This window comes from Desmonostoc vinosum (genome assembly GCF_059505385.1).
Window position 1 is genome coordinate 1 of the sequence record NZ_JCACKM010000001.1, and the last position, 14,731, is coordinate 14,731.

14 protein-coding genes and 1 pseudogene are annotated in these 14,731 nt (G+C 40.4%); 2 read left to right on the forward strand and 13 right to left on the reverse strand.

The features are described 5' to 3' along the window. Positions 1–36 precede the first annotated feature (36 nt). The 3 genes from AC5JMF_RS00005 to AC5JMF_RS00015 all read right to left on the reverse strand — a co-directional run bounded on the left by AC5JMF_RS00005 (position 37) and on the right by AC5JMF_RS00015 (position 2,333). On the reverse strand, positions 37–252 hold the full coding sequence (locus AC5JMF_RS00005) for a hypothetical protein (RefSeq protein ID WP_495793668.1): 216 nt from the start codon (positions 250–252) through the stop codon (positions 37–39). Between the two features lie 130 nt (positions 253–382). Beyond that, positions 383–844 carry a BON domain-containing protein gene (locus AC5JMF_RS00010; RefSeq protein WP_495793669.1) on the reverse strand — a complete coding sequence of 154 codons (462 nt, stop codon included), beginning with the start codon at positions 842–844 and terminating at the stop codon, positions 383–385. Between the two features lie 217 nt (positions 845–1,061). Further along, entirely contained in the window at positions 1,062–2,333 is a 1,272-nt protein-coding gene (locus AC5JMF_RS00015) for a general stress protein (protein ID WP_495793670.1), read from the reverse strand. 790 nt (positions 2,334–3,123) lie between these two features. Between AC5JMF_RS00015 and AC5JMF_RS00020 the strand changes: the two genes are divergently transcribed. Both AC5JMF_RS00020 and rbp read left to right on the forward strand, forming a co-directional pair. Then, the gene (locus tag AC5JMF_RS00020; protein WP_495793671.1) at positions 3,124–3,894 is read left to right on the forward strand and encodes a pentapeptide repeat-containing protein; all 771 of its coding nucleotides are present in this window, start codon (positions 3,124–3,126) and stop codon (positions 3,892–3,894) included. A 354-nt stretch (positions 3,895–4,248) separates the two neighbouring features. Further along, positions 4,249–4,548, forward strand: a complete 300-nt coding sequence (rbp, locus tag AC5JMF_RS00025) for an RNA-binding regulator (protein WP_495793672.1) — start codon at positions 4,249–4,251, stop codon at positions 4,546–4,548. Positions 4,549–4,683: 135 nt separating this feature from the next. Here rbp and AC5JMF_RS00030 read toward each other — a convergent pair whose 3' ends face one another. From AC5JMF_RS00030 to AC5JMF_RS00075, 10 genes and pseudogenes are all read right to left on the reverse strand, one after another. Beyond that, the gene (locus AC5JMF_RS00030; RefSeq protein ID WP_495793673.1) at positions 4,684–5,496 is read right to left on the reverse strand and encodes a carbon-nitrogen hydrolase family protein; all 813 of its coding nucleotides are present in this window, start codon (positions 5,494–5,496) and stop codon (positions 4,684–4,686) included. A 182-nt stretch (positions 5,497–5,678) separates the two neighbouring features. Continuing rightward, positions 5,679–6,506, reverse strand: a complete 828-nt coding sequence (gene hypB, locus AC5JMF_RS00035; protein ID WP_495793674.1) for a hydrogenase nickel incorporation protein HypB — start codon at positions 6,504–6,506, stop codon at positions 5,679–5,681. A gap of 146 nt (positions 6,507–6,652) precedes the next feature. After that, a complete protein-coding gene (hypA, locus tag AC5JMF_RS00040; protein ID WP_495793675.1) occupies positions 6,653–6,979 on the reverse strand; it encodes a hydrogenase maturation nickel metallochaperone HypA in 327 nt (108 codons plus the stop codon). 16 nt (positions 6,980–6,995) lie between these two features. Further along, positions 6,996–8,087: a hydrogenase expression/formation protein HypE gene (gene hypE, locus AC5JMF_RS00045; protein ID WP_495793676.1), complete on the reverse strand. Its 1,092-nt coding sequence runs from the start codon at positions 8,085–8,087 to the stop codon at positions 6,996–6,998. 42 nt (positions 8,088–8,129) lie between these two features. Further along, positions 8,130–9,299 (reverse strand): hydrogenase formation protein HypD, encoded by a 1,170-nt coding sequence (gene hypD, locus AC5JMF_RS00050; RefSeq protein ID WP_495793677.1) that lies wholly within the window; start codon positions 9,297–9,299, stop codon positions 8,130–8,132. A 239-nt stretch (positions 9,300–9,538) separates the two neighbouring features. Continuing rightward, positions 9,539–9,778 (reverse strand): annotated as a pseudogene (locus AC5JMF_RS00055) (HypC/HybG/HupF family hydrogenase formation chaperone); the annotation flags it as partial. A gap of 41 nt (positions 9,779–9,819) precedes the next feature. Continuing rightward, positions 9,820–12,225, reverse strand: a complete 2,406-nt coding sequence (gene hypF / locus AC5JMF_RS00060) for a carbamoyltransferase HypF (protein WP_495793678.1) — start codon at positions 12,223–12,225, stop codon at positions 9,820–9,822. Beyond that, positions 12,215–13,429 carry an NHL repeat-containing protein gene (locus tag AC5JMF_RS00065; RefSeq protein ID WP_495793679.1) on the reverse strand — a complete coding sequence of 405 codons (1,215 nt, stop codon included), beginning with the start codon at positions 13,427–13,429 and terminating at the stop codon, positions 12,215–12,217. The genes hypF and AC5JMF_RS00065 overlap by 11 nt, the downstream gene beginning before the upstream one ends. A gap of 142 nt (positions 13,430–13,571) precedes the next feature. Continuing rightward, positions 13,572–14,414 (reverse strand): NifU family protein, encoded by an 843-nt coding sequence (locus tag AC5JMF_RS00070; RefSeq protein WP_495793680.1) that lies wholly within the window; start codon positions 14,412–14,414, stop codon positions 13,572–13,574. A gap of 86 nt (positions 14,415–14,500) precedes the next feature. After that, positions 14,501–14,725 carry a hypothetical protein gene (locus AC5JMF_RS00075; protein ID WP_495793681.1) on the reverse strand — a complete coding sequence of 75 codons (225 nt, stop codon included), beginning with the start codon at positions 14,723–14,725 and terminating at the stop codon, positions 14,501–14,503. Positions 14,726–14,731 lie beyond the last annotated feature (6 nt).

Sequence of the window (14,731 nt, forward strand, 5' to 3'; positions counted from 1 at the left end):
CACTCAACCGTATTATCTCGTACTCTTTTTCAAAAATCAAATAGGAGTTCTATAGGTTTTAAAAAAGCTATTTAAGTATTCGGGCAGTTGCTCTAAAGATTGAGAAATTTGTTTACTAGTTTGCTCCCATTGAGATGCTGGTTGAGTAGCAGATGGTAGCTTTGGCAAATTTTCAGTATTTGCACCTTCAATTGCTAGCATCTCTTGAGAGGAAGTAGGATTGATAGATTCCATTTGTTGATCAGTTTCCATATCACTTACTAAATGAAATGTAGAGGGAGAGCGGCGTTCATTCCGCCGCTCTGAAACTAATGCTTTATGTCATAGAACTGGGTACTGGGGAGGGAGAAAATATTCTCCCTGACATTTGTTTGTAGCCTAATTAGTTTTTGGGGGGGGCAACAATTGCTTTGACAACTACATTTTTAACGCCTTTAATTTCTTTAGCTAAAGGTTCAATTTTAGCCAGCTGATCCTTGTTGTTTACAGTTCCAGCAACTGTTACAGTCCCATCTTTTGTGGCATCAACAGTAAGTAAACCATTGGGTATATTAGCCTCTAACTTTGAGCTAACTTCACTTTTGAGGTCTTTTACTGCTCTATCTGTGTCACCACCAGTAACATTACTGCGCTCTTCACGAGCGCGAATGTCAGAATTTAATTGCCTTCTGCGGACATTGCTCTGTGCATCTTGTTGAGAAGCCTCTGTTGTTTGTGCGTTTGGTGTTTCTGGACTAGTGTTAACATTCTCAGGTGCTTCTTGGCTAGTTCTGGAAGTATCTTGACAAGCAACAGCACCAAAAACCAAAAAGCAACCAATTAAGAAAGGAGTTAGTTTTTTCATATGTTTAATTGTGGATTGAAGAGTGATAGTTATTGGAGCAAAAATTCGGGGTGTAGGGAAAAAAGATCAGCAAGAGGACTGGGTTCTCAAGTGTGCCAAAAGACTCATATGTACATAGAGGCACTTCGCGCTTGAAATACGAGCGAGAAAATCAATACTTTTCTCTACACTCCCACACCCCTACACCCGACCCTTGCAAGGTCTCAAAGCAATGGGATTAAACTATGTCATCCCGACGATCAACAATTACTACAGATGGATCTCCGCTACCATGCTCGGTTGGGTAGCCAGTAACTGGTGTTTCTTGATGACGAGTTCTGTCGAAACCAGAGTGATGTTCGGTATTTAAATCACTGGCATCATAAATGGCGAATTCTTCAATGCCTCGGTGTCTGAGAATTGACTCAGCATGGTGAATTTCAGCTTCTGTACCATCTACTATTACTATATATTCACCGCGCTGGAAGCGATCGCCATAAACTCGTGCCCGATTTTCGGGAATTCCTAAACCAACAAGTCCACCACCAATGCCTCCAGCAGCTGCACCAATTGCACCACCAGTTAAAGTTGTTGCTATAGCCGTCGCTGCTGCACCACCTGCAATTACAGGGCCAATACCAGGAATAGCTAAAGCACCAATACCAACTAATAATCCACCTAATCCGCCTAAAACACCACCTGTAGCAGCTCCAGCTTTAGCTCCCTCGTCTGCTTTGTTGCCTGTACTAACGTTTCTATCCATACCAGCAATTCCTTGATTACTGGCATCTTTAGCAATCAGCGAAACTCTACTCATTGGGAAACCAGAATTTCGCAATTCTGTAAGTGCAGTTTCTGCGTCCCGATAATGAGGAAATGCACCAATGGCCCGCTTAATGCGACCAACATTCGTATGAGCTACACCAGGCGTCGCAACGGCATGATCTGTAGTTACATGTTGACCATTTGGATGATCATAAACACCAAACTCTTCAATACCCCGACGATGTAAAATTGCCTCTGCTCTGCTGATTTCAGTATCTGTACCTTCGATGATCACCAGATACTGTCCTCGTTCTACTCGCTCGTTGTAAACTCTGGCTCGTTCTTCAGGAATTCCTAAGCCAATCAAGGCCCCAATCAAACTACCAGCTGCCGCACCAATACCTGCACCTGCCAAGGTTGTAGCTAAGGTAGTTGCTGTAGCCCCAGCGAGCATAATCGGCCCAATTCCCGGAATCGCTAAAGTACCAAGACCGACTAGTAAGCCAGTCAAACCGCCTAAAGCACCACCAGAAATTGCCCCGACCTTAGCACCTTCATCTGCTTTATCACCCACCTTTTCACGCACTTGGGTACCAGCAATATCGTCGTTGCGGTCTGCATCTCTCGCAATTACGGAAACTCTGTCCATTGGAAAACCAGAATCTCTCAATTCATGTAATGCTTGTTCTGCATCTCGACGATGAGGGAACACTCCTACAGCACGTCTACGCACACCTACAACCATGCTTTTTCTCCCAAAATTAAAATTACTTTGTTTCACTAATTTGGTAATACCAATAGTTTTATTTATGCATTTATAGATTAATTTTTCCTCAATCGGCCGGCGTAATTTTTATCTCTATCATTAGATATAAGTGTAATTAGCTAAATAAGTAAAAAAATATATGGAATAATTTTACAGATTAGAGATTTTAGAGACATTGTATCGCAACGTCTCTACCAAATGATTGATCACAACTATTAATTGAATCAGGCTAAAAAATAAAGTGCAAAATTAAAAATAATTTGAATTAAATATTTTTGGAAGCTTCCGTGTATTAAAATCAAAAGACTTTAAATGGCTAGCTTTTAACCTATAAAACTACGTCTTAAATAATACATTTTTCTCAAATTTCTCTTAGGAAAATTGATTAGTTAAAAAGTTTTTTTTGTGCATTAACAAAACTTTAAAAATACTCAAAAATAAAAGATTAATAATTAACAACAATAGAACTTTTACCAAAAACTCAATGAGCTATCTTGACAAGGAAATATAAAAATATTTCTTCCCCACTCCCCACTCCCCACTCCCTATCATCAAAGAATGAAGATTTGCATTTATGTTATGCCAAGAAGATACTTAATGACAATTCATATGCAACATTTAAGTTTTTGGCAGTTTCCAACTATATGAGGTGTACTCTAGCCCCTGATGTCAATCTGAATGAATACAGAGGGCAAAATGCTGAGATTGCTCATATCATATGCTGGGGTATAAATTTATCTCGGATATTCATTGGTATTGAGTAAAAAGTATGAAAAATCAAATTTTAGCTACTGTGACATTTATAACCACAATCACTTTTTCAGCAACGGCTCAGGCAGCGAATTCCGAACATGTAAGACAGTTGTTGGCAACTAAACAATGTCAAAACTGTGATTTGAGTGGTGCAGGTTTAGTTATGGCTGACTTAGCGGGAGCTAATTTGAGTGGTGCTAATCTCACTAGTGCAAACTTGAGCCGTGCAAACTTGAGTAGTGCTGATTTGAGGAGTGCAAACTTGAGTGGCGCTAGTTTGTTTGGTGTTAATCTCAGCGAAGCCAAACTGAGTGGAGCGAATCTAGCGGGTGCTGATTTGAGAAATACCCATCTTGCGAATGCTGAATTTAATAGTGCTTACTTAAATGGTGCTAACTTTCAAGGTGCAGTTGGCATACCATCGCAAATTGCGACACCAGAAGACTTTTATGCTTGGGGTGTAGCAGAAGCACAAAAAGGTAATCAACAGCAAGCTATCAATTATTTTAATCAAGCGATCGCCATTAAACCCGAATATGCAGGTGCTTTTCTGGCCCGTGGCGTTGCTCGCTACCAAATTTTTGATCGGCAAGGTGCATTTCAAGATGCCCAAATCGCTGAAAAACTATTCATATCGCAAAACAATAGCCCTGGTACGCAAACAGCCCAGGCTTTTATTCTAGAACTACAAACACCCCATAACGAGAAAGTTAGCACTGGTAAACCGAGTTTTTTCGACTTCGTAGGCAGTCTGGGTTCAGTCTTACTTCAGTTCTTGCCTTTTTAGTGGGGATTGGGGATTGGGGGCTGGGGACTGGGGACTGGGGAGATGAGGGAGACGCGGGGACGCGGAGAATAATCAACCCTCTATTCCCAATTCCCCGTGGACTGAGCGGAGTCGTACCCTACGGGATCTTGCTACGCGCAGCGTCTCCGACAGGAGAAGCCCATTCCCAAATGGATTCTATAGAAAATTTTTCTAGTACCCTCTCTGATAGTTGGCTGGTATGTCATCATAATAAGTGAGATGAATTCGGCGATAGCGTTTGTTTTTAGTATTGATTGGCTTTTTCCTTTTGGTATTTACAGACTCTCTCCGAAATCTAAATCTCTACACAGTTGATGATTTTGGAGATGATTTATGTCAGTTTACGTAGGCAACCTCTCTTACGAAGTTACACAAGAGGCTCTGACTGCTGTGTTTGCTGAGTATGGCACTGTTAAGCGTGTTCAGTTACCTACTGACCGAGAAACAGGTCGTCCCCGTGGTTTTGGTTTTGTTGAAATGAGTACAGATGCTGAAGAATCAGCTGCTATCGATGCTCTCGATGGCGCTGAATGGATGGGTCGTGACTTAAAAGTAAATAAAGCTAAGCCCAAAGAAAATAGAGGTTCTTTCGGTGGAAACCGAGGAAACAGTGGCTTCCGTAACCGTTACTAAATTAAAATAAAATAATTTAGTATAGGCTCAAGCAGTATAGCTGTTTGAGTCTTTTTAGCGTCAGGGAATGGGGAATTGGGAGTTGATTATTCTCCGCGTCCCCACCTCCCCGCGTCCCCCTCATCTGCCCAATCCCTAAAACACCCGATGCTGTAAAGAAGGCATTTGACGACGGACTTGTTCGAGGCGGGAAGGTTTGATTTCAGCGATCGCAATTCCTGGCTGTTCACCAGCATCGGCTAAAATTACACCCCAAGGGTCGATAATCATGGCGTGTCCGTGGGTTTGACGGCGGGCGTAGTGAGTACCAGTTTGGGCAGGTGCAATCACATAGCAGGTATTTTCAATTGCTCTTGCTTGTAGTAATACTTGCCAGTGGTCTTTGCCAGTAAAGGCGGTGAAAGCAGCAGGAACAAATATGACATCGGCTCCTTTGTCTGAGAGATGTCTGTATAGTTCAGGGAAGCGGACATCGTAGCAAATAGAGAGTCCTAGTTTACCAAGTTTTTCAGAAAGATAGACTGGGGGTAGATGCTTACCAGCCATGACAGTACTAGATTCTTGATAGGTGTTGCCGTCGGGGACGTTAACATCAAACAGGTGTACTTTATAGTAGCGGGCGACTTCTTGACCGTTGGGGTCGATGAGTATGGTAGTGTTATAGAATTTGCCTGTGTTTTCTACTTTGACTGGAAAACTGCCGCCCAAGATAGTAACTTGAAAGCGTTGCGCCATTTTTTTAAGAAAGTTTTCGGTTTCGTGGGCGATCGCTTCTGCTTGAGAGAGTTTGTCTTTTTCTTCTCCCATATAAGAAAAGTTTTCTGGCAAACTTACCAGTTCAGCACCCCGACGTACAGCAAGATCAATTAATTCTTCTGCTTGTGCCAAGTTTTTGTGTAAGTCGGGCACACTGGTCAATTGAATAGCGGCGGCTAAATAAGACTTCATAGATTCAATAAACAACAGTGAATTTAGGCGATATAGATTCTCAAAATATATCGCTAGTTAAACGTTTTGGGGAATGGGGAATTGGGAATTGATTATTCTTTGCGTCCCCGCGTCTCCCTCATCCCCCGGTTGGTGAGCAAAGTCGAACCACATCCCCGCGTATCTTTAAAAGCTGTATTTAATTATACAAATTTTGCTACTTTTTCCGTTAGCCATTTATACCAACTATCTAATCCAGTTCCTTGAGTTGCAGATACCTGAAAAATCTGAATTTGGGGATTAACTTGCTGAGCATATTCTATGCATTTTTGCACATCAAATTGTACGTAAGGTAGTAAATCAATTTTGGTGATAATCATTATATCACTAGCGCGAAACATGTGCGGATATTTGATTGGTTTGTCTTCTCCTTCTGTTACTGAAAGAATTACTACTTTTGCCTGTTCTCCCAAATCAAATAACGCAGGACAAACTAAATTACCGACATTTTCAATCATCACAACTGAATTGAGTGGCGGATTCAGTTTTTGTAAGCTTTTATCTATCATTGACGCATCTAGATGACAGCCTGTATTAGTATTAATCTGGACGACTTTACAGCCTGTTTGTTTAATTTTTTGGGCGTCGTTAGTTGTTTCTTGGTCGCCTTCAATCACACTCATAAATAACTGATGCTTCAAGTCGTTGATGGTGCGAGTTAAAAGAGTGGTTTTTCCTGCACCTGGGGAACTCATTAAATTTAAGGCTATGATATTTCTACCTTTAAACCAGCCTCGGTTTTGAGCTGCTATGAGATTATTTTTTGCTAGAATATCCTGCTCTAAAGATATAGTTGTGTTGTGTATTTGAGCATGGATATGAGATGCTTCGATATGAGTTTTATGAGTGTGAAAGTGAGTGATTACTGTTCCATCAGGTAAGGTGTGAGTATGATGGTGAGCAAGGTCATCGGTTTCTAGATTGGTGATTTTGGTTTCGGAATTGTCAGAACAACCGCAGGTTACACACATGTTTTATCTACAGTAATAGTATTTTGGTTGTGATAAATAGGTTAAGATTTTCACGCAGAGGCGCAGAGGCGCGGAGAGTTGAAGAGTATTTTAAGAGGTATGTTTTGTGAAGGTGATTTGATAAATATATTAATTCGTAATTAATATTATATTTCTATTTGTTTGATTTTAAGTTCTTCTCCAGTGATTAAGGTTAATTGTGTACTACCACAATTACAAATACCGAAGGGTTGTTGTAAAGGGATTTCTGCACTACATTGGCGGCATTTTGCTAAGCCGGGAATTTCTAAAATTTCTAGTTTTGCTCCTTCTAAAAGGGTGTGTTGGGTGCAAATGTCAAAACAAAATTGTATGGCGTCAGGCATAATGGCTGAAAGTTTACCGATTTCTAGTACAACTTTTTGTACTTTTGCACCTTGAGCATGTTCGGTGACAATTGCCACAATGTTTTGAGTAATTCCTAGTTCATGCATAAAAAACTATTACAAATTAACAAATACGTGGCAATTGTTCGCTTATTAACATATCAACGATACGTTCAGTGCCAAAAGTTGTTTTTAACAATACTATGCCTGGAGGTGAAGTTATGACTTCGCCAATTACACAAGCGTTTTTACCTGCTGGATGAGATTTCATTGCTGATAAAACGGTGTCCGCATGTTCACGTCCTACTACTACTACTAACTTACCTTCATTTGCTAAATACAATGGATCTAAACCAAGAATTTCACACACACTTTTGACTTTTTCGTCTACGGGAATAGATTGTTCGTCTAGGCGTATACCCACGTGAGAACTGAGGGCAAATTCATTTAAAACTGTGGCTAAACCGCCGCGTGTCGCATCCCGCATGGCATGAATTTGAGGACACTGATTGAGGATGGTTTCTACTAAACTATGTAAGGGCTGACAGTCACTTATAATATTAGTCTCTAATGCTAGTTCGCCACGGGCGATTAAAATGGCTGCACCATGATTGCCTAACTCACCATTGATAATTACTGCATCTCCAGGTTGAATATTGTGAGATGAAATATTAATTCCTGTGGGAATTACACCAATACCAGTTGTATTAATAAATAGTTTATCAGCTGCACCACGATGTACAACTTTTGTGTCACCTGTAACGATTTGAACGCCAGCATTTTTCGCGGCAGCTTGCATACTTGCAGCAATTTGTCGTAAGGTTTTTACAGGTAGTCCTTCTTCTAAAATGACGCTACAGGTCAGATATAAGGGTTTAGCACCACTAACTGCTAAATCATTAATTGTGCCGTTAATGGCTAATTCTCCAATATCGCTTCCAGGAAAAAATAAGGGGTCTACAACATAGGAATCGGTGGTAAAAGCAAGTCTGTCTCCTTGTTGTAGAAGGCTAGCTAAATTGAAACTGGCTTGGTCTTCTAGTTGAGAAAGAATGGGATTATTAAAATTATTAACAAAGATGTCGTCTATTAAATCGTGCATGGCTTTACCACCACTGCCATGTGCAAGGGTGATGTGGGTATCGCGTACTTTAGCTTGGCGATGGTGGGTTTGCAAGAGGGGATTTTGTGCTGGGTTGGTGGGGGAAATGTTCATATTTAAATTAATTTTTAAACGCAGAGGTACGCTGAGAATTTGTTAATCTAATGACATTCCGCAGGCGGGGAGGGGTTCTTGTGTGAGGGTGATTGTTGCTTTTTTGGCAAGGGCGGAGAGTCTGCCATATTTGTAATAGGCTGCACAAGCACCTTCGGAAGATACCATACATGTACCAATGGGAGTTTCAGGGGTACATGCTGTACCAAATACTTTGCACTGCCAAGGTTTTAAGACTCCTTTGAGAATTTCTCCACATTGACAGGCTTTATGGTCGGCTACTTTGAGATTAGGAATGGTAAATTTAATTTCGGCATCAAATTGGGCGTATTCAGGACGAATTTTTAAGCCGGAATGAGGTATATCATTTAAACCACGCCACTCAAAATTTTCTCGCACTGTAAAAACTTGATTGATAGCTTGTAGGGCTATTGTATTGCCAGCTTTCTGCACGAGTCTGTTATATTGATTTTCGACTTCGCAACGATTTTCTATTAGTTGCTGCAATAGCATCCAAGTTGATTGGAGAATGTCTAATGGTTCAAATCCTGAGATGACAATTGGCTTACGGTATTGCTGGGAAATGAATTCATATGGTTCTGTGCCAATTACCATGCTGACATGACCAGGGCCAATAAATCCATCTAGTTGTAAGTCGGGGTTATTTAATAGTGCTTGTAGGGCAGGAATCACCAGGACGTGATTACAAAACATACTAAAGTTGTGGATTTTTTCGGCTGCGGCTTGGAGGATGGTGAGGGCTGTACTAGGGGCTGTAGTTTCAAAGCCTAATGCAAAGAATACTATTTGTTTGTTGGGGTTGTCTCTGGCAATTTGCAGGCTATCTATGGGAGAGTAAACCATGCGAATATCTGCACCTGTGGCTTTGGCTTGCAAGAGGCTAGTTTGGGAACCAGGAACTCGCATGGCGTCGCCAAAGGTGGCCAGAATAACGTTAGGATGTTGAGAGATGGCGATCGCATCATCTAATCTCCCTTTTGGCATGACGCACACTGGACAACCAGGCCCGTGAATTAATTCGATTGTGTCGGGCAGTATTTCTTCAATACCGTACTTAAAAATAGAATGGGTATGTCCACCGCATACCTCCATAATTTTGATGGGTTTTTCTAGTTGTTGCGATAGTTTGCCGATTCGCTGGCGTAAGGCTTCAGCTTTTTCTGGTTCGCGGAATTCGTCAACGTATTTCATGGGGAGTGGGGAGTGGCTGACAGGTGTAGGTTTTTAATATTTTGCGTTTTAATCGACGTGGGGACGGGGAGACGCACAGAAAGATTTCGGAACGGAAAATAGGCTTTTTCGGATTGAATGTGAAAAACCTACACTTGTGAGTCAGGGGGATGAGGGAAAAAATTTCTCCGCGTCCCCGCGTCCCCGCGTCCCCGCGTCCCCGTGTCCCCGTGTCCCCGTGTCCCCGCGTCCTCTTCTCGATTCCCAATTAATTCTTCCAGTAGTTGTAATGTTTCTGCTGCTTGTTGTTCGTTGATACGATTCATGGCGAAGCCAACGTGAACTAATACCCAATCTCCTATACAAGCTTCGGGAGGATGTTGTTCGTCAACGATGCAGGCAATGTTTACTTGGCGTTTGACTCCGGCAATGTTGACTGTGGCTAGTTTATGATTAATGTTTGTAATTTCGATAATTTGTCCGGGAATTCCTAAGCACATTGTGATTTTTCCTTTATTAAAAAGGTTTTTTATCCTACTCCCTAGTTGGTAATTAATTGAGCAGCTGTAATGATTGCTTGCCCTAATGATATACCGCCATCGTTAGTTGGAACTAAGCTGTGAGTTAATACGTTTATTTCTAATGCTTGTAGATGCTTAGTTACCTGCTCTAATAAAACACGATTTTGAAATACTCCTCCTGTAAGAACAACCTGATTGATGAGGTTTTCTTGACAAATGCGATTAGCCATTTCTACGATAATGTTGGCTAAACTTTGATGAAATTTGACAGCTATAATTGGTTGTGGAACTTGCTGCTGTAAGTCATTGAGTAAGGCTGTCCACATTGGGGATGGGTCTATACAATAAATCCTATCTAAAAAGCTAATATTAAAAGGATATTTTGATGTTTCTTTATAATTATTTAAGGTATAATGATCGATTAGGGCTTCCATTGCGATCGCAGCTTGTCCTTCATAGCTACATTCTTCTCTACAAATACCAATTGCAGCTGCTACTGCATCGAATAAACGCCCTACTGATGAAGCTTTTGGAGAGTTAATTTCTTTCTCAATTAGTTGATTCAGTAGCTTGAGTGGCTTTTGGTTTAAAAATTTGACAATTTCTAACTCCGTATATTTTTGTTGACAAATATCCCAAATATTAGCTGCTACTAATTGGGCGTAAGTGTTACGCCAAGGCTGACAAATTGCTTGTTTACCACCAATCATTGCTACTGGTTTAAATGTTGCTAGTCGTTGAAATTTGCCATAATCTGCTAAAAGAAACTCTCCACCCCAAAGTGTATCATTTGCACCATAACCTAACCCATCTAATGCAATGCCTAAAATGGCAGGTGAGTTAAGAGGAATACCATTTTCCGCCATACAAGCAGTAATATGGGCGTGATGGTGTTGGATTTGATGAAGTGGAATTTGATTAGCGGTTGCAAGTTCTTTACCGAGTTTGCTAGATAGATATTCAGGATGTTTGTCGATAGCTATGGCTTTTGGGTGATGCTCATATAAATTTAAGTATAAATTCAAGGTATCTTGATAGGCATTAAATGCCGCAGCATTTTCTAAATCCCCTAAATGTTGCGAAAGGATTGCTTTACCTTCACTTAATAGACAAAAGGTATTTTTCAACTCGCTACCCATCGCTAAAATCTGCGGAACATGATGAAATCCTGGTGGTAAATTAATAGGTGCAGGTGCATATCCTCTAGCACGACGAATTGTTTGCACTTGTTCACCAATAACCCGCACTACAGAATCATCTACTCGGTTAACAATCTCCCGATTATGTAGGATAAAATAATCAGCTATTTGACCTAATTTTTCTTTAGCTTGATCATTATCAATACATTGTGGTTCATCAGCAAGATTACCACTTGTTAACACAATTGGACGTTTCATCCGCCTGAGAATTAAATGATGCAAAGGCGTATAAGGTAACATAAACCCAAGAGTATTTTGCCCCGGCGCAACCCCAGAAGCTATAGAAGAGGGAATGATACGATTATCTTCTCTCCACATCCCCGCGTCTTTGCGTCCTTCCCCAATCCCTAGTCCCTTCTTCCGCAACAAAACAATAGGCGCAGCAGAACTTAGCAATAATTCCCTTTCTTTAGCGTTAACCATACAGTATTCTTCAATGACTGCTATGTCTCGCGCCATTAAGGCAAATGGCTTGTGATAACGCTGTTTGCGTTGACGTAGTTTTTGTACAGCTACTTGTTGCGTTGCGTCACAAGCTAGATGAATTCCGCTTAACCCTTTAATTGCTACTATTTCACCTTTTTGCAACAAGGTACAAACGGCATCAACATCATCTAGCATAGAAAACATGGAAGCGGTAACAGGTTTACCATCGGTACGTTCTAACCAAATTTGAGGGCCGCAGATATAGCAAGCTATTGGTTGGGCATGAAAACGGCGATTTTCGACATCGTGGTATTCTTTTGCACATTTAGGACACATGACAAACGCAGACATACTGGTATTGCATCTGTCGTAAGGAATGGCGCGAATAATACTGAGACGAGGGCCGCAATGAGTACAGTTAGTAAAAGGGTAACGATAAAAGCGGCTAAAAGGGTCAAAAATTTCTTGCTGACATTGTGAACAGGTAGCAGCATCCGGGGCAATTTCTGTTTTAATTACACTATTAATACTTGGAGAAATTATAAAATCATCAAATTTAATTTCTGTTTGATATCGAGTTCTTGTTAGTTGTTGAATTCTTGCTAATGGTGGACATTCTTGTTGTAATTTGGTGACGAATTCATTTAAAGCTGCTTCACTACCAGAGACTCGAATTAAAACACCTTCACTATCATTACAAACATCCCCAAGTAACCCACAAGCTTTAGCCAGACGATATACTGTCGGGCGAAATCCTACTCCTTGAACAGTTCCACAAACTCTAATTTTTTCAGTTGTCATAGTTAAACTGCCAAAGCAAAATTCGATTATTGCCTGAATCAGCTATTACCGCAGTCTTGTTATAGATTTTTATTCCATAGCACCAATTTAAACTATCTCGTTTGGGCATTCCAAAATTCCGATTTTCACTCTTACTATGAAAGGTATTTTGTGCAGCTAGCCCATCTGCCACAGCACCTTGTAATGATAAAATTGATTCTGGCTTTCTCCATCCTAGTAAGCGAGAATTAGCCGTATCTGCAACTACCAGCCAATCATCAGTAACCCCTACTCCATAAGGCATACTCAAACTACTAGCATTCGGTAAATAAACTCCTTGATTCATTTCTACGTAATTAAAGTTTTTTTGCCCTAAAATAACTGCACAAGGGGTATTATTTTCAGTGGGCATTCCCTGCCATATCATCACACGATGATTACCTGCATCTGTGACTACAAGATTGTCTCCCCAGAAGGCAATATCGTGACACCACCGCATACTAGCCGCACTTGGAGAACCACCGCCGTTCTCATTACGAGATTGCATATCCGGTTGTCCTAAAACTAAGTCAGCAGGTTGACCATTTTCTGTTGGTAATTGATGCCAAACTAATAGCCGTCGATTGCCTGTATCAGCAACAAATAGCTGTCCTTGGTGATAGAAAACTCCATATGGCCAGTGCATCGTATTGGCAGCAGCAGCTTGATTTCCTCTATTTGGTTCGTTATCTGTAAAATTAGCCTGTCCTAATACTAAGTCTGCCGGAATATTGCTATCTTCTGGGAACTTTTGCCAAATCAAAACCCGATGATTCCAAGCATCAGCCACCGCTAATCCTTCACTACAAGCACAAATTCCTACTGGTACACTTAGGGTTGTTCTGCCTGGTGTACCTTTAGCATTTTGTCCTTCATTAAAAAAGTCTGGTTGTCCAATTACCCAATCGGCGTTTTGATTATCTTTGGTAGGTAAATTTTGCCATCCTAATAATCGATGATGCCCTGTATCTGATACCCATAATTGACCATTTGGTAACAAACAAGCACCACGAGGGCTAAACATTTTTGTGGGACTGGGTGCAAGGGGTATGACTAATTGTTGTGGTTCAATAATATTGCCTAAAATAACTTCTGCACCTTGGGGTGATAGGGGCAAATTTTGAAGTGTAATTATTTTTTCTGGTGACAATTGTGGGGTGAAATTAACTGTAGTTGGGATGTGCATTAACCGCAGATAAATGCTGATGTATATTGATGTGTATTAATGATAAAAAATGTCATAGGTTTTGGCACGAATGTGAGAATTTTTTTTCACGCAGAGTCGCAGAGAGTAAGAAAAGAGTTTATATTAGATGTGTTTTGGTTTCCTATTTTCTGATTTGCACAAATACCTTATCACCTTTAATTTTTACTGGATATGACTGTAAATAAATATCAGGTGTGGTTAAACATTCACCAGTATCTAATCTATACTGAAATTTGTGAGCAGGACAAGTAATAATTCCGTTCTCAACTTTACCTGTATTTAATGGAGATGCCAGGTGAGTACAAGCATTACGGTAACAACTCACATTCACACCTTGACGATATAGAATGAGTAGATTATCTGCGATTTGTTTTACAACAATACCAGATTCTGGTATTTGGTCAAGAGTTGCGACTTTGATCCAAGTAGAGGCTAACGGTAGAGAAAATGGACTGCTGAGGGCAGAATTAGCGTTACTACTTATGGGATTATTGACAGCAATTACTTGGGTAATTTCTGGACAGTATTTTTTAATTATCTGTTCAACTCCTTGAGACAAGGTTAAAGTGGAAGCAGCACAATTACTACAAGTTCCGATTAATTTTACTTCTACTGTGTCTGGTAGTTTGATTGCTACTAATTCTACATCTCCATTATGGCTTTTTAAAGCTGGACGAACTTCATCAAGGGCTGTCTCGATACGTTGTGTTAAAGGAGGTGTTGGCGGTTTGACGAGTTCATGATAAAGTAGCACTGCGTACACTACTTCATCGTCAACAGCACTACACAAAGCTGACATTGATTCTTGCTTCAAGCTTTTAATTAAATTCGTTAATGCTGCTTTATGTAAAGCTTCAATCGCTCTTTTAAGTCCTACTACTACACACCGTTGATTTTCGTCCCACTCAGATATGATTGCCTCAAAGCGGTTAATTTCTTGAATTAGTTCTTCAAGGGTAGCCATTAGTTATATTAGTCATTAGTAATTAATCATTGGTCATTTGTCGTGGCTTATTCATAAAGAACGCATGACAAATAACAACTAACAGATCATTTCATTTTAAAATCCTTAAGTAGAAATGGCATCATGATACCAGTTGCTAAGCTACATAATGTTACTGGTAAACAAAAAGGAATTTCGACTTGAGCTAGCAACACTAATATTAACAAACCTATGCTAGTAGCGATCGCAGTTTGTCGGATAAAATAAATCGGGTCGCGCAGTAGCTTACCTTTAAAAAATAATTTGGCAGAAAACCACCCTATTTCTAACATTTTGCC